The 19410-nt window shown below is 68.9% G+C and carries 18 protein-coding genes and 1 tRNA gene; 11 read left to right on the top strand and 8 right to left on the bottom strand.

Annotated features, from left to right (window positions below; genetic code table 11):
• Window positions 1-354 precede the first annotated feature (354 nt).
• Both D7006_RS09665 and D7006_RS09660 read left to right on the top strand, forming a co-directional pair.
• Window positions 355-1287 carry a ring-cleaving dioxygenase gene (locus D7006_RS09665; protein ID WP_169121118.1) on the top strand — a complete coding sequence of 311 codons (933 nt, stop codon included), beginning with the start codon at window positions 355-357 and terminating at the stop codon, window positions 1285-1287.
• Window positions 1288-1356: 69 nt separating this feature from the next.
• Window positions 1357-2019 (top strand): alpha/beta hydrolase, encoded by a 663-nt coding sequence (locus D7006_RS09660; protein WP_237356427.1) that lies wholly within the window; start codon window positions 1357-1359, stop codon window positions 2017-2019.
• Between the two features lie 30 nt (window positions 2020-2049).
• Here the strand turns inward: D7006_RS09660 and D7006_RS09655 are convergent, their stop codons facing one another.
• The 3 genes from D7006_RS09655 to D7006_RS09645 form a co-directional block, all read right to left on the bottom strand.
• A complete protein-coding gene (locus D7006_RS09655; protein ID WP_169121120.1) occupies window positions 2050-2832 on the bottom strand; it encodes an SGNH/GDSL hydrolase family protein in 783 nt (260 codons plus the stop codon).
• A gap of 101 nt (window positions 2833-2933) precedes the next feature.
• Window positions 2934-4577 (bottom strand): B12-binding domain-containing radical SAM protein, encoded by a 1644-nt coding sequence (locus D7006_RS09650; protein WP_237356425.1) that lies wholly within the window; start codon window positions 4575-4577, stop codon window positions 2934-2936.
• 295 nt (window positions 4578-4872) lie between these two features.
• Window positions 4873-4948: transfer RNA gene (locus tag D7006_RS09645), tRNA-Phe, on the bottom strand.
• 402 nt (window positions 4949-5350) lie between these two features.
• On the opposite strand from D7006_RS09645, the gene D7006_RS09640 reads away from it, so the two are divergent.
• From D7006_RS09640 to glnT, 5 genes are all read left to right on the top strand, one after another.
• Window positions 5351-6007 (top strand): XRE family transcriptional regulator, encoded by a 657-nt coding sequence (locus D7006_RS09640; RefSeq protein WP_237356423.1) that lies wholly within the window; start codon window positions 5351-5353, stop codon window positions 6005-6007.
• A gap of 148 nt (window positions 6008-6155) precedes the next feature.
• A complete protein-coding gene (locus D7006_RS09635; protein WP_237356422.1) occupies window positions 6156-7055 on the top strand; it encodes a glutamine amidotransferase family protein in 900 nt (299 codons plus the stop codon).
• Window positions 7052-7759: a protein glxC gene (locus D7006_RS09630; protein ID WP_024279532.1), complete on the top strand. Its 708-nt coding sequence runs from the start codon at window positions 7052-7054 to the stop codon at window positions 7757-7759. The genes D7006_RS09635 and D7006_RS09630 overlap by 4 nt, the downstream gene beginning before the upstream one ends.
• 72 nt (window positions 7760-7831) lie before the next feature.
• Entirely contained in the window at window positions 7832-9169 is a 1338-nt protein-coding gene (locus D7006_RS09625; RefSeq protein WP_168456546.1) for an FMN-binding glutamate synthase family protein, read from the top strand.
• 79 nt (window positions 9170-9248) lie between these two features.
• Window positions 9249-10604, top strand: coding sequence for a type III glutamate--ammonia ligase (gene glnT / locus D7006_RS09620; RefSeq protein ID WP_237356421.1), 1356 nt, complete (start codon window positions 9249-9251; stop codon window positions 10602-10604).
• A gap of 73 nt (window positions 10605-10677) precedes the next feature.
• On the opposite strand, the gene D7006_RS09615 is transcribed toward glnT, so the two are convergent.
• The 5 genes from D7006_RS09615 to D7006_RS09595 form a co-directional block, all read right to left on the bottom strand.
• Window positions 10678-11163, bottom strand: coding sequence for a hypothetical protein (locus D7006_RS09615; protein WP_237356419.1), 486 nt, complete (start codon window positions 11161-11163; stop codon window positions 10678-10680).
• Window positions 11164-11212: 49 nt separating this feature from the next.
• Window positions 11213-11653, bottom strand: coding sequence for a cupin domain-containing protein (locus D7006_RS09610; protein ID WP_237356418.1), 441 nt, complete (start codon window positions 11651-11653; stop codon window positions 11213-11215).
• A 159-nt stretch (window positions 11654-11812) separates the two neighbouring features.
• Window positions 11813-12424, bottom strand: a complete 612-nt coding sequence (locus tag D7006_RS09605) for an OmpA family protein (protein WP_229644870.1) — start codon at window positions 12422-12424, stop codon at window positions 11813-11815.
• A gap of 41 nt (window positions 12425-12465) precedes the next feature.
• A complete protein-coding gene (locus D7006_RS09600) occupies window positions 12466-12813 on the bottom strand; it encodes a cysteine rich repeat-containing protein (protein WP_237356417.1) in 348 nt (115 codons plus the stop codon).
• Between the two features lie 277 nt (window positions 12814-13090).
• Entirely contained in the window at window positions 13091-14053 is a 963-nt protein-coding gene (locus D7006_RS09595; RefSeq protein ID WP_237356416.1) for a LysR family transcriptional regulator, read from the bottom strand.
• 126 nt (window positions 14054-14179) lie between these two features.
• Here D7006_RS09595 and D7006_RS09590 point away from each other — a divergent pair, with 126 nt between their 5' ends.
• The 4 genes from D7006_RS09590 to D7006_RS09575 all read left to right on the top strand — a co-directional run bounded on the left by D7006_RS09590 (window position 14180) and on the right by D7006_RS09575 (window position 19359).
• Window positions 14180-15433 (top strand): sarcosine oxidase subunit beta family protein, encoded by a 1254-nt coding sequence (locus tag D7006_RS09590; protein WP_237356415.1) that lies wholly within the window; start codon window positions 14180-14182, stop codon window positions 15431-15433.
• Window positions 15434-15522: 89 nt separating this feature from the next.
• Complete coding sequence (locus tag D7006_RS09585; protein WP_237356414.1) at window positions 15523-15807, top strand: sarcosine oxidase subunit delta; 285 nt, start codon at window positions 15523-15525, stop codon at window positions 15805-15807.
• Window positions 15804-18758: a sarcosine oxidase subunit alpha family protein gene (locus D7006_RS09580; protein WP_237356413.1), complete on the top strand. Its 2955-nt coding sequence runs from the start codon at window positions 15804-15806 to the stop codon at window positions 18756-18758. Before D7006_RS09585 ends, D7006_RS09580 begins: the two co-directional genes overlap by 4 nt.
• Window positions 18751-19359, top strand: a complete 609-nt coding sequence (locus tag D7006_RS09575) for a sarcosine oxidase subunit gamma (RefSeq protein ID WP_237356412.1) — start codon at window positions 18751-18753, stop codon at window positions 19357-19359. The genes D7006_RS09580 and D7006_RS09575 overlap by 8 nt, the downstream gene beginning before the upstream one ends.
• Window positions 19360-19410 lie beyond the last annotated feature (51 nt).

Below are 19410 nucleotides of genomic sequence, written 5' to 3'. Positions count from 1 at the left end.
GCATGCCTGACCATCCGGCTTTTGCTGGCAAGGCCCCGCCCCTTGCCCATGCAGCGATCCTTACCATTGCGTGTGCCGGAAGGGGATTCCACGCGCCGACGAAGCCAAGGATTCATGCGCATTTCCGTCACGTAAAAGCATTTTTGCCACAGGCGCATGGGGTACGCGCCACGATCATACCGCCACGCAACGCTGTCCTCGCAATTCGCACGACAGCGCTGTGGGACCGACCCAACCCCTCGCATTTTTAGATTGCGCGGATGCAATCAACATCCACTTTCATTCCGCCAATGCTTGCATAGATTGGTTTCAACGGCGGCCCACGGTGCCGCCCAGAGGATCAAGGAGCAGACCATGCGCAGCATCGGACTTCATCACGTCACCGCCATCGCCGGCCCGGCCCGTCGCAATCTCGACTTCTACACCCGCACCCTCGGGCTGCGGCTGGTGAAGAAGACCGTCAATTTCGACGATCCCGGCACCTATCACTTCTATTTCGGCGACGCCGCCGGCTCGCCCGGCTCCATCCTCACCTTCTTCCCCTGGGAAGCCGCCGGCACCGGCCGGGCGGGCGTGGGCGAGACGCAGGAGACTGCGTTCCGCATCCCGGAGGCGGCGGTGAGCTACTGGACCGAGCGCCTCATCGGCGCGGGCCTCTCGCCCGATTTGCCGGAGAAGCGCTTCGGTGAGACGGTCATCGCGTTCAAGGACCCGGACGGGATGCGCATCGCTCTCGTCGGCGTCCCCGGCATCGAGGCCGAGCCCGCCTGGGCCGGCGGCGAAGTGCCGGAGGCGAACGCCATCCGCGGCATGCATTCCGTGACCCTCCTGCTGAAGGAGGCCGGTGCCACCGCGGACATCCTCACCGACGTGTTCGGCTTCGAGGAGGCCGGTCGCGAAGGCACCCGCATCCGCTACCGGGCGCCGGGCGTGGCCGTGGGCGGCATCGTGGACATCCGCGAGGCCGGCGGCTTCCTCTCCGGTCGGCAGGGACGCGGCAGCGTCCACCACATCGCCTTCCGCGCCTCTGACGACGCGGCCCAGGCCGAGATGGTGGAGAAGCTGACGGCCCGCCACGGCCGCCATGTCACCGAGCAGCGGGACCGGAACTACTTCCGCTCCGTCTACTTCCGCGAGCCCGGCGGCGTGCTGTTCGAGATCGCCACGGACGATCCCGGCTTCGCCGTGGACGAGGCGCCCGAGCATCTCGGCGAGGCGCTGAAGCTGCCGGCCCAGTACGAGGCGCACCGCGCCGAGATCGAGCGGGTTCTGCCGCAGGTCGCCTGAGCGGACAGACCCGACACCCCATCATCGCCCGGCCGCGCCAGCGGCCGGGCACCGAAAGGATCTGCCCCCATGAACGCCCTGCCTGCGACCCCCGCTGCCCCCGCGCGGGGCGCCCTTTCCTTCACCCACCGCTTCGTGCCCGCCACCGATCCGGCCGCGGCGCCGCTGCTGCTGCTCCACGGCACCGGCGGCGACGAGAACGATCTCATCCCCCTCGGCCGGATGCTCTCGCCCGGCGCGGCGCTGCTGTCGCCCCGCGGCAAGATCAGCGAAGGCGGCATGCCGCGCTTCTTCCGCCGGCTGGCGGAAGGCGTGTTCGACGAGGAAGACGTGGTGCGGCGTGCCCCCGAGCTGGCCGATTTCATCGGCGAGGCGCGCACCGCCTATGGCCTGGCCGCCCCGGTGGCGGTGGGCTTCTCCAATGGCGCCAACATCGCGGCGGCCATGCTGATGCTGCGTCCGGACGCGCTCTCCGGCGCGGCCCTGCTGCGGGCCATGGTGCCCCTGGCGAACCCGCCGGCAGGCTCTCTTCCGGGAACGCCGGTGCTGATGCTCTCGGGCGCGGCGGACCCCATCGTGCCCGCGTCCAACGCGGCCCGGCTCGCCGCCCAGCTCAATGAGCGAGGCGCCCGCGTGGAGCACCACGTGCTGCCGGGCGGCCATGGCCTCACGCCCACCGACATGACGGCCATGCGCGACTGGCTCGCGCGGACCGGCGCGGCGGCGGCCTGAAACGAAGTCCGGTCCGCTTGGGCTCGAAGCTCAGCGGGCCGGCTTCGCCGGGGCCATCGCGGTGCCGCCGCTGCCCTGCCGAGACGCGGCGACAATGGCCGGCGCCAGGGCTTCGGCAAGGCAGGAATAGCCCGCGTCATTCATATGGAAGCTGTCCCACGCCAGGGTCTTGCGAAAGCCCTGCGGATCCTGCGCGGCCCACTGCTTCATCATGGCATAGCGGCGCAGGAGCGGAACGCCCCGGCCCGTCGCCGTGGAATCCACCGCGTCCACGAACGTCTCGTAGCGCGCGACATCGGTGATGCCGGGGAAATACTGCTGGTCGATCACGATCGCCGCGGCGCCCGCCGCCGCGATGGCCGAAAGCCCCTGTGTCACGGTCGCGCGCAGGCGGGTCGGATCGCCGCCGAACACGACATCGTTGGTGCCCACCTGCCAGATCACCAGATGCGGCGCCGGCTGGCTCTGCACCAGCGACTGCAGGCGCGCGAGGGTGGACGGGCCGGTCTCTCCCGAGACACCGGCATTCATCACCGTCACGCGCCCCTCGCCCATGAGTGTGGCGAGTCGACGGGCCAGCTGGCTCGGATAGCTCTGGTCGGAGCTCGACGCGCCCGCGCCGGCGGTCGTGGAAGAGCCGATGGCGAGGATGCGCAGCGGCTGGCCTTCCTTCAGCGCCTTGACGCCGGCCGGCATGGAGAGCGCCGGAGACGGACGCGCGGTGCATCCGCCGGCCGCCGAAGCGGCTGCGGGAACCAGAGCGGAGAAGGCGACGGCGAACAGGGGAAGAGCGAAACGGCGAAGACGGCGCATGGCAAGACCAGATTGTGAAGACAGCGCCGACCAGTCCGGAGCGCGCTCCGGATTGAACCCAAGGGAATGGCGACGTCAACCTTAATGCTTGTGGCCTCGGGCTATTCTGCGGCGCGCAGCGGGCTTTGCGCGGGCGCCGCCTCGCGGGGATCGACCCAGCGGCCCGCCTCGATCTCGGCGATCTGGCGCGAGACATCGCGCACCACCTTCCGGGAGAAGGGGCCCAGATGCATGTAGAAGAGCGCCAGCGAGAGCAACTGCTCCAGCCTGTCCAGCCGCTTCAGCCCGCGCAGCGCCACCGGCCAGATGTGCACCGCCGCCCGCGGGTGGCGCCAGGTGACGGTGGCGAGCACGCCGAACAGCCGTCCGAGATCGGCGAGCAGCTGCCTGACGTCGATGGGCTCCGGCGGGGCGGGCGGCTCGGTCGAGGTGACGCCCCCCTCCTGCCGCCCCACCAGCTCCGACAGGCGGCGGATGCGGCCGAAGAAGGCGCGCGGGGCATAGACCCGGGCATAGACCTCGCGGTAGCGCCGCAGCACGTCGATGCGCGGTTCCAGCGTCGCGAAATTGAGGCCGGCGCCGGTCTGGTCCCCATGCTGGAAGTCCTCTTCCTTGAGCGGGAACATCCGCCCTTCCCGCTCCAGCCGGCGCGAGAGCTGGGTGTCCGGAAGCGCATAGAGCAGGCCCAGCGAGACCACCGGAATGGCCGCTTCCTCAATCAGCTCCGCCATGGCGTCCGCCGCGCCGGGGGCCTCATTGTCGAAACCGACGATGAAGCCGGCGATCACCACCATGCCCGCCGCATAGATCCGGTGGACGCTGGCGGCGATGTCCCGCCGCGTGTTCTGCTTCTTCTGGGTGGAGCGGAGCACCTCGGGATCGGGGCTCTCGATGCCCACGAACACCAGATAGAACCCGGCCTTCGCCATGAGATCGAGCAGCGCGGTGTCGTCCGCGAGGTTGAGCGAGGCCTCGGTGGAGAAATGGAACGGGTGGCCGTGCGCCTGCTGCCACGCGATGAGGTGCGGCAGGAAGGCCTTCACCGCCTTCTTGTTGCCGATGAGATTGTCATCGACGAAATCCACATGGCCGCGATAGCCGAGCGCGTACAGCGCATCGAGTTCCGCCAGCATCTGCTCCGCCGTCTTGGTGCGCGGCACCCGGCCATAGAGCTCGATGATGTCGCAGAACTCGCAGGTGAAGGGACAGCCGCGGGAGAACTGCACGCCCACGAACAGATAGTCCGGCAAATGGAGCAGATCGAAGCGCGGCACCGGCGTGCGGGACACGTCCGGCCGCTCCTCGGGCGCGGTGATGAGGCCGGAACGGGCTCCGCCCTCCCAAGCCTCGACGAAGGCCGAGAGCGTCGCCTCCGCCTCGCCGAGGACACGGAAGTCGGCGGCCGCATAGGCTTCGGGGCTGGAGGACACATCCGGCCCGCCGACCACCACCACCTTGCCCGCCGCCTGCATGGCGGCGACGGCGGCCAGCGCCTCCTGGCGCTGGGGCAGCATGCCGCTGACGAACACCACGTCCGCCCATGCAAGATCAGCAGGGTCGAGGGTGCGGGCGTTCAGGTCGCAAAGCCGCGCCTCCCAGTGGGCGGGCAGCAGCGCCGCAACCGTGATGAGGCCCAGCGGCGGCGCCATGCAGCGCGCGCCCTTAAGCCGCGCCAGCTCCAGATTGCGCCAGAAACTGTCCTGCGCGAACCGAGGATAAAGTAACAGTACCCGGACGCTCGACATCGCCGCCCCTATCGCCGCCCACGTGATTCGCAGATGACCATAGGGCGGTTGCGGGACCGTGTCATCGCAACGGTGGATGCACACGCGCCAGAGCGATCGAGGGATCTAAGGCTCGGCAGCGCATGTGACGGGAGAGCGAGCTAGCCGGCCATCGATGACGCGAGCGCCGGCTTTTCGGTCGACGCTATCCGGGGGCATGCTGAGGTCCGGGCTGGGCTCCAAAGGGCGCACGGAGATGGCGCCCACTAAACTCGCGCTGCGAAACGCGTTAATTTCAAGAATTTTAGAACGATGATGGTGCCCAGGGGCGGAATCGAACCACCGACACTGCGATTTTCAGTCGCATGCTCTACCAACTGAGCTACCTGGGCATCCGCCGGGCCGGGGCCCGGGTCCGGAGGGGCGTCAACCCCTTCGGAGCGGCGAGTGTATAGTGAGGAAGTTGGGCCGTGTCCAGAGCCGGCGCGTTGTCGGTGGAGCGGCGCCTGCGGGCTGTGGACAAGGGTCGCCCGCGATCGTCGCAAAGCGTTGCGATTCAACCCTTACTGAACGGAATCGCGTGACGGGGGCGCAGCGCCGGCCGCTCCCGCAGGGCGCCCGGGCGCCCTGCGGGAGGTGCTGATTGCTCGCCCACGCGGCGTGGCGCGAGTCGCCAACGGTGCGATGCATTCTTGCGCGGAAGCTGGCACAATGGCCGGCAAATCACCGCTCGGGCGCAGGGTTGCGGCCGGGCGGGACGGGGAACGACGGGGGATGGTGTGCCCGAGCGCAAGATGAAGAGCGTCGCCGAGCCGAAGAGCGTCGACCAGGAGGCAGCCGACTATGTCACCGGGTCCAGCGCGCCCGCGGCGGAGGCTGTGACGCTGGAGGAGGCGCTGGGCGTGCAGGTGCGCTCCATCCGCCGCGAGCTCGACCTGACCGTCTCCGACCTTGCCGGCGCGGCCGGCATCTCGGTGGGCATGCTGTCGAAGATCGAGAACGGGCAGATCTCGCCGTCCCTCGCCACGCTGCAATCCATCTCCAAGGCGCTCAACGTGCCGCTCACCACGCTCTTCTCGGCGTTCGAGGAGCGGCGCGACTGCTCCTTCGTCAAGGCGCAGCAGGGCGTCATCATCGAGCGGCGCGGCACCAAGGTGGGCCACCAGTATGAGCTGCTCGGCCACGGCCTCGGCGGCGACATCGTGGTGGAACCCTATCTCATCACCCTCACGGAGGAGGCGGCGCCCTATACCGGCTTCCGCCATGCGGGCGTGGAGTTCATCTACATGCTCTCCGGCGAGGTGCTCTACCGCCACGCCGACCGCACCTATCACCTGCGTCCCGGCGATGCGCTGATGTTCGATTCCGGCGCCGCCCATGGCCCGGAAGACCTCATCAAGGCGCCGATGACCTACCTGTCCATCATCGTCTACGGCCGCGACCGGCACTGAGCCGGCGGGACGCCTTGCCCGTCCCGATCGCGAAAATTTTCCTGCAGAGAAAATTATATTCTCCGATGATTGACGCCTTTGCCTAACGGGCGTACTCCTTTGTGACAAGGCCGCAGCGGCGGCCCGCAATGGAGCAAAATCAAACGCCATGTGCGGCATCGTCGGACTTTTCCTCAAGGACCCGAAGCTCGAGGGCGAGCTGGGCGCCATGCTCGCGTCCATGCTCTGCGTCATGACCGATCGCGGCCCCGATAGCGCGGGCTTCGCGGTTTATGGCGCAGGCGGCAAGGACAGTGTGAAGCTCTCCCTGCGCGCCGCCAGGGGCTATGATTTCGAGGGCCTCGCCGCCGGCTTGTCCGGCCCGGCGAACGGCATGCCCGCCCTCGCCCTCCACGGCACCCACGCGGTGGTGGAAATCCCGCAGGTGCGTGAGGCCGCCGTGCGCGCCTTCCTCGCCGAGCGCCATCCCGAGGTCGCGGTGGTGGGCACCGGCTCGCGCATGGAAATCTTCAAGGAGGTCGGCCTGCCTTCCTCCGTGGCCGAGACCTTCGGCCTCGCGCAGATGCGCGGCACCCACGGCATCGGCCACACCCGCATGGCCACCGAGAGCGCAGTGACCACCGCCGGGGCGCACCCCTTCTCCACAGGAGCCGACCAGTGCCTCGTGCACAACGGCTCGCTGTCCAACCACAATGCCCTGCGCCGCCAGCTGAAGCGCGAGGGCATCACCATCGAGACCGAGAACGACAGCGAGGTGGCCGCCGGCTATCTCACCTGGCGGATGCGGGAAGGCGCCTCCCTCGGGCAGGCTCTGGAAGCCGGCCTGAAGGACCTCGACGGCTTCTTCACCTTCGTGGTGGGCACCGAGAGCGGCTTCGGCGTGCTGCGTGATCCCATCGCCTGCAAGCCCGCCGTGATGGCCGAGACCGACCAGTATGTCGCCTTCGGCTCGGAGTACCGCGCGCTCGTCGACCTGCCCGGCATCTCCAAGGCCAAGGTCTTCGAGCCCGAGCCCGCCACCGTGTATTTCTGGGAGCGCGCACAGTGAACGCCATTGCGCCCGACGTGACCTTCGACCTCGCCACCACGCCGCTGCGCGAGCTGAACGAGGCCCTTCACAAGGCCACCGCTGAATCCAACGCCCGCCGCTGGCGGGTGCTGAATCCCAACGGCCGCCACGCGGTGGCCGTCGGGCTGGCCATGCCCCTCACCGTCGAGATCGAGGGCAATGTCGGCTACTACTGCGCCGGCATGAATGCGGAAGCCTCCGTCATCATCCACGGCAATGCCGGTCAGGGCGTCGCCGAGAACATGATGAGCGGCTTCGTGCATGTGCGCGGCGATGCCAGCCAGTCGGCAGGCGCCACCGCCCATGGAGGCATGCTGGTGGTGGATGGCAATGCCTCCGCCCGCTGCGGCATCTCCATGAAGGGCGTGGACATCGTGGTGAAGGGCTCCATCGGCCACATGAGCGCGTTCATGGGTCAGTCCGGCTCCCTCGTGGTGCTGGGCGATGCCGGCGAGGCGCTGGGCGACAGCCTTTACGAGGCGAAGCTCTTCGTGCGCGGCACGGTGAAGAGCCTCGGCGCGGACTGCATCGAGAAGGAGATGCGGGACGAGCACAAGGCGCTCCTCGCCCAGAAGCTGAAGGCCGCCGGCCTCGAAGGCGCGGTCGATGTCTCGGAGTTCAAGCGCTACGGCTCCGCCCGCCAGCTCTACAACTTCCACGTGGACAACGCGTCCGCCTACTGACGCGCGCCGCCGTCGCTCCCGCCACGGGCGGGACGCACCGACCGCATTCGAACTTTTCCGGGTGAGGACCCTATGACCGCCCACAACAATACGCCGCGCACCCCGCCGCGCTTCTCCTCGACCTTCGATCCGGCGACGCTGGCCGAGATCCGCCGGGCCGCGGCGACCGGCATCTATGACATCCGTGGCGGTGGCACCAAGCGCAAGCTGCCCCACTTCGACGACCTCCTGTTCCTCGGCGCCTCCATGTCGCGCTACCCGCTGGAGGGCTATCGCGAGAAGTGCGGCACCGAGGTCACCCTCGGCACGCGCTTCGCCAAGAAGCCGATCACGCTGAAGACTCCCGTCACCATCGCCGGCATGAGCTTCGGCGCGCTCTCCGCGCAGGCGAAGGAAGCGCTGGGGCGTGGCGCCTCCACGGTGGGCACCTCCACCACCACCGGCGACGGCGGCATGACGCCGGAAGAGCGCGGCCAGTCCAAGACCCTCGTCTACCAGTACCTGCCGTCGCGCTACGGCATGAACCCGGTGGACCTGCGCAAGGCCGACGCCATCGAGATCGTCATCGGCCAGGGCGCCAAGCCCGGTGGCGGCGGCATGCTGCTCGGCCAGAAGATCTCCGATCGCGTGGCCGCCATGCGCACCCTGCCCAAGGGCATCGACCAGCGCTCGGCCTGCCGCCATCCCGACTGGACCGGCCCGGACGACCTTGAGATCAAGATCGAGGAGCTGCGCGAGATTACCGATTGGGAGAAGCCGATCTATGTGAAGGTCGGCGCCTCGCGGCCCTATTACGACACCGCGCTGGCGGTGAAGGCGGGCGCCGACGTGGTGGTGCTCGACGGCATGCAGGGCGGCACCGCGGCGACGCAGGACGTGTTCATCGAGCACGTGGGCATCCCGATCCTCGCCGCCATCCGCCCGGCCGTGCAGGCGCTCCAGGACCTGGACATGCACCGCAAGGTGCAGCTCATCGTCTCCGGCGGCATCCGCACCGGCGCGGACGTGGCGAAGGCTCTGGCGCTCGGCGCGGACGCGGTGGCCATCGGCACGGCCGCCCTCGTCGCGCTCGGCGACAACGATCCCCAGTGGGAAGACGAATACCAGGCGCTCGGCTCCACCGCCGGGGCCTATGACGACTGGCACGAGGGTCGCGACCCCGCCGGCATCACCACCCAGGATCCCGAGCTGTCCAAGCGGCTCGATCCGGTGAAGGCCGGCCGCCGCCTCGCCAACTATCTGTCGGTGATGACGCTGGAGGCGCAGACCATTGCCCGCGCCTGCGGCAAGAGCCACCTGCACAATCTGGAGCCGGAAGACCTCGTGGCGCTGACCGTGGAGGCCGCCGCCATGGCCGGCGTGCCGCTGGCCGGCACCACCTGGGTGCCCGGCAAGACCGGCGGATACTGATCCGACCCTACAGGCCGCGCCGCTCGATCGGCGCGGCCTTTTTCAAAGAACACCGCTTCCAAATTCCGGGGAATTTCGCATGGACCACTTCCGCACGCCGCTTCGCGAGGCCGAAGGCCGCGCTTCCGCCGCTGCCCAGATCGACCTCGCCAAGGTCGCGAAGGACCGCGGCATCAAGTATTTCCTGATTTCCTACGTGGACCTCTTCGGCGGCCTGCGCGCCAAGCTGGTGCCCGCCGCCGCCATCGGCCCCATGCAGAAGGAAGGCGCCGGCTTCGCCGGCTTCGCCACCTGGCTCGACATGTCGCCGGCCGATCCCGACCTGTTCGCCGTGCCGGACCCGACCAGCCTCATCCAGCTGCCGTGGAAGGAAGAGATCGGCTGGCTTGCCGCCGACCTCTACATGGCCGGCAAGGAGGTGGACCAGGCGCCCCGCACCGTGCTGAAGCGGCAGCTCGCCGCCGCCGCCGCCCTCGGCTACGAGATGAAGACCGGCGTCGAGTGCGAATACTTCCTCATCACGCCGGACGGAAAGTCCATCTCGGACACCGCCGACACCGCCGAGAAGCCCTGCTACGACCAGTCCGCCCTCATGCGCCGCTATGATGTCATCAAGGACATCTGCGACGCCATGCTGAAACTCGGCTGGGGCGCCTACCAGAACGACCACGAGGACGCCAACGGCCAGTTCGAGATGAACTGGAACTACGACAACGCGCTCCTCACCGCCGACCGCCATGTCTTCTTCAAATACATGGTCAAGTCGATCGCGGAGCAGCACGGCCTGCGCGCGACCTTCATGCCGAAGCCCTTCATCAACCTCACCGGCTCGGGCTGCCATGCCCATGTATCGCTGTGGCAGAAGGGCAAGAACGCCTTCTCCGATCCCAAGGGCGAGTTGGGCGTGTCGGAGCTGGGCTACCACTTCATCGGCGGCCTCATCCACAATGCGGACGCGCTCTGCGCCCTCACCAACCCGACGGTGAATTCCTACAAGCGCATCAACGCCCCGCGCACCATCTCGGGGGCCACCTGGGCGCCGAACACCGTTACCTACACCGGCAACAACCGCACCCACATGATCCGCATCCCCGATGCGGGCCGCTTCGAGTTCCGCCTCGCCGACGGCGCGGCCAACCCCTATCTGCTGCAGGCGGGCCTCGCCGCCGCCGGCCTCGACGGCATCGAGAACAAGCGCGATCCGGGCAAGCGCCTCGACATCAACATGTACACCGACGGGCACAAGGTGAAGGGCGCCAAGCGCCTGCCGCTCAACCTGCTCGATGCCATGCGCGCGCTGGAGAAGTCGAAGGTGCTGGCCGACCGCCTCGGCAAGCCCTTCGTCGACGGCTACCTGAAGCTGAAGAACGAGGAATGGAACGCCTTCTCGCGCCACCTCACCCAGTGGGAGCGGGACAACACCCTCGACATCTGATCCTCTTCCCCCGAACCAAATAGAAAAGGCCCCGGCGCAAACCGCACCGGGGCCTTTTTTGCTTGCGAAATCATCAGGGCACCCAGGTGGAGAGGGGCTTGTCCTTCTCCACCACATAATTGGCGACGATACGCGCACCTTCGACGCCCGCCCGGAAGCTGTGAGGCAGCGCCGCCGGCACCTGAAAACCCTGCCGCGCCGGCACCAGCAGATCGGCGTGCCCGTCCATGGCGAGCGTGCCGAAACCGGCAGCCATGTAGCTGCTTTCGACGCCCGGATGGATGTGGCGCGGCAGCAGCGCACCGGGGCCATAATCGACCTCGGCGAGCACGATCACATGGCGCTCGTCGGGATAGTCGATGCGCTTGAGGAAGAGACGATCGACCCCCGGCACGATCTGCTCCGCCCGCGCCGGGCGCACGGCAAGCGCCGCCGCGCAGAGGGCGCAGCCGAGAAACGCCCGGCGGTCGAAACGCCTGGACGTCCCGGCCCCTGTGTCGGGCGGCGCGCGCCGCGGGGCCATTGCGAACCGCGTGAACAGATCACCCATGCCAGCCATGCCCCCTTCCCGGTCGTCACTCCCGTCGGCCCCACAAGCGACGCGCGCCTCACTCCGGCGCGGGCGTCGCCAGCGGCTTGTCCTTTTCAACGATGTAGGTGATGGCGAGCTTCGTCTTGTCGCCCCCCACCTGGAAGGCGTGCGGCACTTCGGGCGGGATCTGGAAGCCGTCGCCCGGTGCCAGCGTGCGGTCGGGCTGGCCCTTCACCGAGAGCACGCCGCCGCCGGCGATGAGATAGGTGCTCTCGATGCCGGGATGGGTGTGGCGCGCCACCTTGAGGCCGCCGTCGAACTCCGCCTCCATCAGGATGGCGACATACTTGTCCCCCGGCACGTCGGTGCGGCCGAGCACCTTGCGCGAGATCCCCGCGGGCGCCGCGGCGGGCGCAGCCTGGCCCTGCGCCATGGCCTGAGTGCCACCGACCTGCGTGGCGACGAACCCCGCCAGGGAGCAGATGGCGCAGGAGATGAACCGGCGTCGAGCGAGCATGATCCTGTCCTCCCAGTATTGGCCCGCGCGCCGCGCAGGCTCCTCAGGATAACGGGATTTCCGCGCGCGGCGAGAGGCCGCGCCACCGGCCTGGACGCAACGAAAAAGGCGCCGCCCCCGCCGGGGTCGGCGCCTTCCTCATGCACGATCGTCGATGCGTCAGCGCTGGGCGACGTAGGGTGCGAGGCGGCCCACAGTGAAGATCTGGACGCGCCGGTTGATGGGGTCCGTCGGCCGCTTCGCATCAAGCAGCACTTCCTCGCCGAGCCCCACCGCCTCGAGGCGCGTGGGATTGACGTTGAACACGGTGACGAGCGCGCTCACCACCGCATCCGCACGCGCCTGGCTGAGCTTGAGGTTCACCTCGCGCGGGCCGGTCACATCGGTGTTGCCGGTGACGATGAACTTGTAGCCGTGCAGGATGGGGTTGTGCATGGCGTCGGCGATCGCGCCGAGCGTGCCGTAGGACGACGGCTCGATGATCGCGGAGCCGAGGCGGAACTGGATCTGCACATTGATCTGCGGCAGCTGGTCCAGCTTCAGGGCCAGCGACGGGCGGGTGAGCGCCTCGCCCGGGTTCTGGGCCATGTGGGTCTGGACCATGGAGCGCAGCTGCTGCGCCGTGATGGTCGGGGCCTTCTCGCTCAGTCCTTCCAGACCCTTGAGGATCTGGCCATCGGAAAGGGCGGTCTGGGCCTTGGCGGGGGTGATCGCCGGCACGGCGGCAGCGAGCAGCGCGGCCAATGCGAGGCGGGTCAAAGGCGATGTCATCGCAATCGTCCTTGGTTCGAGATCAGAAGAGGAGGAAGTGCTCAGCGGTAGCCGGCGTTGGTGATCGCGGCGTTGCAGCGGTCGCTCACCACGCGCGTCGCCTGAAGCAGGCAGGAGAGCAGGTTGCCGTCCTGGGGCACCATGCCGGGGCACAGGCGCGCCGTATCCGCCGAACAGACTTCCTGGATGGAATCCTGCGCCGCATCACGCTCGGCGATGGAGGTTTTCGCCGTCGCATAGTCGGCTTTGCACTTGGCGCTGACCTGATTGATCTTCCCGTCCATGCAGGCGAGCAGCTTGCCCTCGCCCAGATTCACGTTCGAGCAGAACTTGTTGATGTCCGGGCCGCAGCTGCGCGCCAGAAGGGCGCCCGCCTGCGCATAGCTCATGGTCTGCGCGCCTGCCGCAGAGGCAGAGCCAGCCAGGATTACCGCCGCAAATAGAACTCCACCGATCCTCATGTTTTTCCCCACCCCGTTTATATGAACTCCCGAAAACGTATGAGGGGTATCATTAAACTCTTGGGGCCGACAGCGGGCATGGGCCTCCGGCACGCCGGACTTTTCCGCACAAACTTAACGTCAGGTCGGACGCGTGACTTTTTCGGCCGGAGACGGGCGAAGATTCAAAGCTTGGCCTTAGGCGGCGCAAGGCGTCCCGCACCATCTATGCGAGCGTGTCGCCCAGCCACGGCAGGGTGGCGCGCAGGGCCGGCAGCACCGCTTCCTCCAGCGTCTGCCGGCAGAAGGTCGCCACGTCACGCGGCAGGCGGCCGAGTTCCTGCCGCCGCCCGATCAGCGTCAGGCTGCGGGAGAAAGCCGGCCCAGGCAGGGGCGCGTAACGGACCTGATCGCCATCCAGCCCCGCCTCGAAGATGCAGAGCGGCGTCGTCACCGCGAACCCCTCCCCCGCCGCCACCGTGGCGGAGACGCCGAAGGGCGTGTCGAACTCCAGCCGGCGCGGCAAATCGAGCTTGAGACGGCGCAGCTGCCTGTCCACCTCGATGCCGGTGCGCGAGCGGGCGGAGAAGCGCACCAGCGGCAGGCGCTGCGCGAGGCGCGCCATCTCCTCGACCCGCTCGGGCGCCCTCTCGCCGGCTGGCAGGAGCAGCACATAGGGCTCGGTCAAAAGCGGGAAGCGCTCCAGCCCCTCGATGTCGGCGAGTTCGTCCACGCCCACCAAGAGATCGAGCTGGCGGGACAGCAGCGCACTCGCGTGGGCCGCCGTGAGGCCGGCGAGCAACGACACCTCCTCCGCCACCGCGCACAGCCGCCCGGCCAGAGGCGCGGACAGCGCACGGGAGAGGGAATCGACGAGGCCGGCGCGGATCAGCGGCAGGCGGCCGTGCTCGGTCTCTTTCAGCGCCGGCACGATCTGCCGGGCCTCGGAGAGCAGCGCGCTCGCCTTTTGCCGGAGCACGCCGCCCGCGGCCGTGAGCCCCAGCGGCCGGACGCTGCGATCGAACAAAGCGACGCCCATGCGCGTCTCCAGCTCGGCCACCGCCTGCGACACCGCCGGCTGGGTGAGGCCGAGCCGCCGCGCCGCGCCCGCCATGGCGCCGGCCTCGCAGACGGCGAGGAAGATCTCCAGCGCCTTCAGATCGAACGGCAGCAGCTCGCGCACGGGCATCCCCACAGAATAAGCAGGATTTATATTACCTGTGGTTTTTGGTGGGGCTATATCTTTTCCAAAGGGGTGCAGCCGCGTCCGCGCCGAACGGTGTCGGAGGTGTGCAGAGGTGTTCCGAGGGGTTCGATGTCCCGCTATTCTGTATTCAGCCTGATCGCCAACGCGCTCAACGGCCAGAAGGGCTGGACGCCCGCCTGGCGCGATGCAGTGCCCAAGCCCTCCTATGACGTGATCATCGTCGGCGGCGGCGGCCATGGCCTCGCGACCGCCTACTACCTCGCCAAGGAGCACGGCATCCGCAACGTGGCGGTGCTGGAGAAGGGGCATATCGGCTCCGGCAATGCGGGGCGCAACACCACCATCATCCGCTCCAACTACCTGCTGCCCGGCAACGAGCCGTTCTACGAGTGGTCCATGAAACTGTGGGAGGGCCTGGAGCAGGACCTCAACTACAACGCCATGGTCTCCCAACGCGGCATCATCAATCTCTACCACTCGGACGGCCAGCGCGACGCCTATGCACGGCGCGGCAATGCTATGCGCCTCGCGGGCGCGGATTCCGAGTTGCTGGACCGCGAACAGGTGAAGGCGCTCTGCCCCTTCCTCGATTTCGACAATTCCCGCTTCCCCATCAAGGGCGGGCTGATGCAGGCCCGCGCCGGCACTGCGCGCCACGATGCCGTGGTGTGGGGCTATGCCCGCGCCGCCGACAGGCTGGGCGTGGACATCGTGCAGAACTGCGAGGTCACCGGCTTCATCCGCGAGGGTGACGCGGTGGTGGGCGTGGAGACCAATCGCGGCCCGATCCGCGCCGGCAAGGTCGGCCTCGCCGTCGCCGGCTCCACCTCGCGGCTGACCAAGCATCTCGGCCTGCGCCTGCCCATCGAGAGCCATGTGCTACAGGCCTTCGTCTCCGAGGGGCTGAAGCCGCTGGTGCCGGGCGTCATCACCTTCGGCATGGGGCATTTCTACGTCAGCCAGTCGGACAAGGGCGGCCTCGTCTTCGGCGGCGACATCGACGGCTACAATTCCTACGCCCAGCGCGGCAACCTGCCGGTGGTGGAGGACGTGGCCGAGGGCGGCATGGCGCTGATGCCGCTAATCGGGCGGCTGCGCATGCTGCGCTCCTGGGGCGGCCTCGTGGACATGTCCATGGACGGCTCACCCATCATCGACGTGGGGCCCCTGCCCGGCCTGTTCCTCAACACCGCGTGGAACTACGGGGGCTTCAAGGCGACGCCCGCCTCCGGCTGGTGCTTCGCCTGGACCATCGCCAAGGAAGAGGCGCACCGCTTCAACGCCGCCTTCCGCCTGGACCGTTTCCGCACCGGCCATGTGATCGACGAAAAGGGAGTCGGCGCCCAGCCGAACCTGCACTGATGGGCGCGCCTGCGTCCCTCACCCTCCGCCCCTCTCCCGCGAGGCGAGCGGGGAGCCACACCGCTCACCATCCCACCCGGACCTGACCCATGCGCATCACCTGTCCCTATTGCGGCGCGAGGTCGTCCCATGAGTTCGCCTATCTCGGCGATGCCGCGCCGACCCGGCCGGACCCGGCCGATCCTGAGGCGCCGGACGCCTTCAACGCCTATGTCTACGAGCGCGACAACGTCGCCGGCGTGATGGACGAGCTCTGGTACCACTCGGGCGGCTGCCGCCGCTGGCTCACCGTCACGCGCGACACCCGCACCCACGCCATCACCGCAGTGCGCTTCACGACCATGCGCTTCACCGGGACGGAGGCGGCCGAATGACCCGGCTTTCCGCAGGGGGGCTGATCGACCGCAGCCGCACCCTCTCCTTCAGCTTCGACGGCAAAAGCTACACCGGCCATCCCGGCGACACGCTGGCTTCTGCGCTGCTCGCCAATGGCGTGCGCCTCGTCGGCCGCTCCTTCAAGTATCACCGGCCGCGCGGCATCGTCACCGCCGGCTCGGAGGAGCCCAACGCGCTCGTGGAACTGCGCTCCGGCGCCCGGCGCGAGCCCAACACCCGCGCCACCACCATCGAGCTGTTCGACGCGCTGGAGGCCACCAGCCAGAACCGCTGGCCCTCGCTGGACGTCGATCTCCTCAGCATGAACCAGCTCGTGTCGCCCTTCCTCGGCGCGGGCTTCTACTACAAGACCTTCATGTGGCCCGCCGCCTTCTGGGAGAAGGTCTACGAGCCCATGATCCGCCGCGCCGCCGGCCTTGGCCGTGCCGCCGAGGCAGCCGACCCGGACCATTACGAGAAGGCCACCCACTTCTGCGACGTGCTGGTCATCGGCTCCGGCGCCGCCGGCCTTGCGGCGGCCCTTGCGGCCGGGCGCTCCGGCGCACGGGCGGTGCTGACGGACGAGGATTTCCGCCTCGGCGGCCGGCTCCTGTCCGAGCAGGCCGAGATCGACGGCCGCAGCGCGGCGGATTTCGTGGCGCGCGCCCTCGCGGAACTTTCGAGCCTGCCCAATGTGCGCCTCATGCCGCGCACCACCGTGTTCGGCGCCTATGACGGCGGCGAATTCGGCGCGGTGGAGAAGGTGAGCGACCATCTCGCCGTCCCCGCCCCGTTCCAGCCCCGCCAGCGGCTGTGGCGCTTCATCGCGAAGCGCTCCGTGCTGGCGGCGGGCGCCTTCGACCGGCCCATCGTCTTCCCCGGCAATGACCGGCCCGGCGTCATGTCGGCGCTGGCGCTCGCCACCTATGCCACGCGCTTCGGCGTCGGCGCGGGGCCGCGGGCGGCGGGCTTCACCAACAACGACCACGCCGTCGCCGCGCTGCTCGATGCCGCCGCGGCCGGCGTGAAGCTGGAAGCCATCGCCGACGTGCGGGAGGCTGTTGCCCCGGCGCTGGCCGCGCGGGCCAAGGCGCTGGGCGTCGATCTCCTCACCGGGAGCGAGGTCATCGCCACCTCCGGCAAATGCCTGTCGAGCGTCACGGTGCGCACGCCCAAGGGCGTTCGCACGCTCTCCGTGGAGGCGCTCGGCGTCTCCGGCGGCGCGACGCCCAATGTGAACCTCACCTGCCATCAGGGTGGCAGGCCCATCTGGCGCGAGGACATCGCCGCCTTCGTGCCCGGCGCCCTGCCGGTGGGCATGGCGGTGGCGGGCGCGGCGGCCGGGCACCTGACGCTCGCCGAAAGCCTCGCCGATGGCACCGCGCTGGGTGCCGCTGCGGCCGAGGACGCGGGCTTCGCGCCCGTCGCGGCTCCCGCCCCCGTGGCGGGCGATGCGCCCAACGGCCTCAAGGCCTTCTGGCAGGTGCACGCCAAGGGCCCCGCCTTCGTGGACCAGCAGAACGACGTGACCGCCAAGGACGTGGCCCTCGCCCATCGCGAAGGCTTCCGGGCGGTGGAGCTGCTGAAGCGCTACACCACGATGGGCATGGCCACCGACCAGGGCAAGACCTCCAACATGGCGGGCCTCGCCATCATGGCGGAGCTGACTGGCAAGGGCATTCCGCAGACCGGCACCACCGTGTTCCGCCCGCCCTACACGCCCGTGGCCCTCGGCGTGCTCGCGGGCCACCATCGCGGCGTGGACTTCAAGCCCAGCCGCCCCACCCCCACCCATCAGTGGGCGGAGGAACAGGGCGCGGTGTTCGTGGAGACCGGACAGTGGCTGCGCGCCGCCTGGTTCCCGAAGGCCGGCGAGGACTGGCAGGCGGCGGTGAACCGCGAGGTGAAGGCGACGCGCGAAAGCGTCGGCGTCATCGACGTCTCCACCTTCGGCAAGATCGACCTTCAGGGGCCGGACGCGGGCCGGCTGCTGGATCGCGTCTACATCAACATGTTCTCCACCCTCGGTGTCGGCAAGGCGCGCTACGGCGTGATGCTGCGCGAGGACGGGATCGTCATGGATGACGGCACCACCGCCCGCCTCGCCGACGACCATTATGTGATGACCACGACCACCGCCAACGCGGCCAAGGTGTTCCAGCATCTCGAGTTCTGCCTGCAGGTGCTGTGGCCGGAACTGGACGTGTGCCTCGCCTCCATCACCGAACAGTGGGCGCAGATCGCCGTCTCCGGCCCGCGCTCCCGCGATGTGCTGGCAAAGCTCGTGGACGGCGCGGATGTCTCCAACACCGGCCTGCCCTTCATGGGCGCGCTCCAGACCACGGTGATGGGCGGCGTCGAGGCGCGCGTCTTCCGCCTCTCCTTCTCCGGCGAGCTCGGCTACGAGATCGCGGTGCCCGCCCGCCATGGCGACGCGCTGATGCGGGCCATCATGGCGGCCGGCGCGCCCTATGGCATCACGCCCTACGGCGTCGAGACGCTGGCCGTGCTGCGCATCGAGAAGGGCCATGTCTCCGGCAGCGAGCTGAACGGGCAGACCTCCGCCCGCGACCTCGGCCTCGGCCGCATGGCCTCCACCAAGAAGGACTTCATCGGCCGCGTGATGGCGGGACGCCCCGCTTTCACCGATCCCGACCGGCCCACCTTCGTCGGCTTCCGTCCGGTGGACCGGAGCGCGCGGCTCAAGGCCGGGGCGCATTTCCTCGCGCTCGGCGCGGCCCCCACCACTGAGAATGACGAGGGCTACATGACCTCCGTCGCCTATTCGCCCATCCTCGGCCACTCCATCGGCCTCGGCCTCCTCAAGCGCGGGCCGGAGCGCATCGGCGAGACGCTGCGCGCCTATGACCCGGTGCGGGGCGGTGACATCGAGGTCGAGGTGTGCTCTCCCCACTTTGTCGATCCCGAAGGGGAGAAGCAGCGTGTCTGACCTCTTCCAGTCCCTCTCCCCCGCCCGTCTCCTCCCGGCCGGGCACTATGGCGTTCAAGGCATCACCGGCGTCACAGCGCAGGTGGTGACGAACCTTGCCGCCGCGACGCTGGTCGCCCGCAAGGGCAAGACCGCCGCTTTGATCGCCGCCGCCACCGCGTCCGGCCTGCCGCTCGTCGATGCGCCGAAGGCGAGCAGCGGCGCCGGACTGGAAGCCGTCGGCACCGGCCCCGGCAAATGGCAGGTGTTTTCCGAAGGATCGAGCGGCGCCGCGTTGCGCCGGCGTCTGGAAGAGCTGGCGACCGACCTTGGCGCCGTGACCGACCAGAGCGACGCCAATCTCGTGCTCGACATCTGCGGCCCCAAGGCGCGCGAGGCGCTGGTGAAGGGCGTGGCGGTGGATCTCGATCCCCGCGCCTTCCAGCCGGGCGATGCGGCGACCACGCCGGTCTCCCACGTGGGCGTCACCTTCTGGCAGCGGGACAACGCGCCCAGCTATCGCTTCGCGGTGGGCAACACCTTCGCGCCCGCCTTTCTGCGCTGGCTGGCGGCGAGCGCGGCGGAATACGGCTTCGCCCTCTCCGGCACCGATCGAGGTTGACGGCAGCGCGGCGCGCGCCTCCTCTGCCACCCCCGAATTGCCGAAAGGCGC

Origin of the sequence: Xanthobacter sp. YC-JY1 (genome assembly GCF_021730305.1) — a bacterium.
Lineage (GTDB): Bacteria > Pseudomonadota > Alphaproteobacteria > Rhizobiales > Xanthobacteraceae > Xanthobacter > Xanthobacter flavus.
The sequence above is the reverse complement of the archived record's forward strand: the minus strand, read 5'-3'. Positions and strand labels throughout refer to the sequence as shown.

Bases quoted from the DNA above. Each gene is read 5' to 3' on its own strand.
- D7006_RS09615 (WP_237356419.1), bottom strand. From the start codon at position 11,163: ATGGCTGGCATGGGTGATCTGTTCACGCGGTTCGCAATGGCCCCGCGG.
- D7006_RS09595 (WP_237356416.1), bottom strand. From the start codon at position 14,053: ATGCCCGTGCGCGAGCTGCTGCCGTTCGATCTGAAGGCGCTGGAGATC.
- D7006_RS09605 (WP_229644870.1), bottom strand. From the start codon at position 12,424: ATGACATCGCCTTTGACCCGCCTCGCATTGGCCGCGCTGCTCGCTGCC.
- D7006_RS09610 (WP_237356418.1), bottom strand. From the start codon at position 11,653: ATGCTCGCTCGACGCCGGTTCATCTCCTGCGCCATCTGCTCCCTGGCG.
- D7006_RS09660 (WP_237356427.1), top strand. From the start codon at position 1,357: ATGAACGCCCTGCCTGCGACCCCCGCTGCCCCCGCGCGGGGCGCCCTT.
- glnT (WP_237356421.1), top strand. From the start codon at position 9,249: ATGGACCACTTCCGCACGCCGCTTCGCGAGGCCGAAGGCCGCGCTTCC.
- D7006_RS09635 (WP_237356422.1), top strand. From the start codon at position 6,156: ATGTGCGGCATCGTCGGACTTTTCCTCAAGGACCCGAAGCTCGAGGGC.
- D7006_RS09600 (WP_237356417.1), bottom strand. From the start codon at position 12,813: ATGAGCTATGCGCAGGCGGGCGCCCTTCTGGCGCGCAGCTGCGGCCCG.
- D7006_RS09590 (WP_237356415.1), top strand. From the start codon at position 14,180: ATGTCCCGCTATTCTGTATTCAGCCTGATCGCCAACGCGCTCAACGGC.
- D7006_RS09640 (WP_237356423.1), top strand. From the start codon at position 5,351: ATGAAGAGCGTCGCCGAGCCGAAGAGCGTCGACCAGGAGGCAGCCGAC.
- D7006_RS09580 (WP_237356413.1), top strand. From the start codon at position 15,804: ATGACCCGGCTTTCCGCAGGGGGGCTGATCGACCGCAGCCGCACCCTC.
- D7006_RS09665 (WP_169121118.1), top strand. From the start codon at position 355: ATGCGCAGCATCGGACTTCATCACGTCACCGCCATCGCCGGCCCGGCC.
- D7006_RS09650 (WP_237356425.1), bottom strand. From the start codon at position 4,577: ATGTCGAGCGTCCGGGTACTGTTACTTTATCCTCGGTTCGCGCAGGAC.
- D7006_RS09655 (WP_169121120.1), bottom strand. From the start codon at position 2,832: ATGCGCCGTCTTCGCCGTTTCGCTCTTCCCCTGTTCGCCGTCGCCTTC.
- D7006_RS09585 (WP_237356414.1), top strand. From the start codon at position 15,523: ATGCGCATCACCTGTCCCTATTGCGGCGCGAGGTCGTCCCATGAGTTC.
- D7006_RS09625 (WP_168456546.1), top strand. From the start codon at position 7,832: ATGACCGCCCACAACAATACGCCGCGCACCCCGCCGCGCTTCTCCTCG.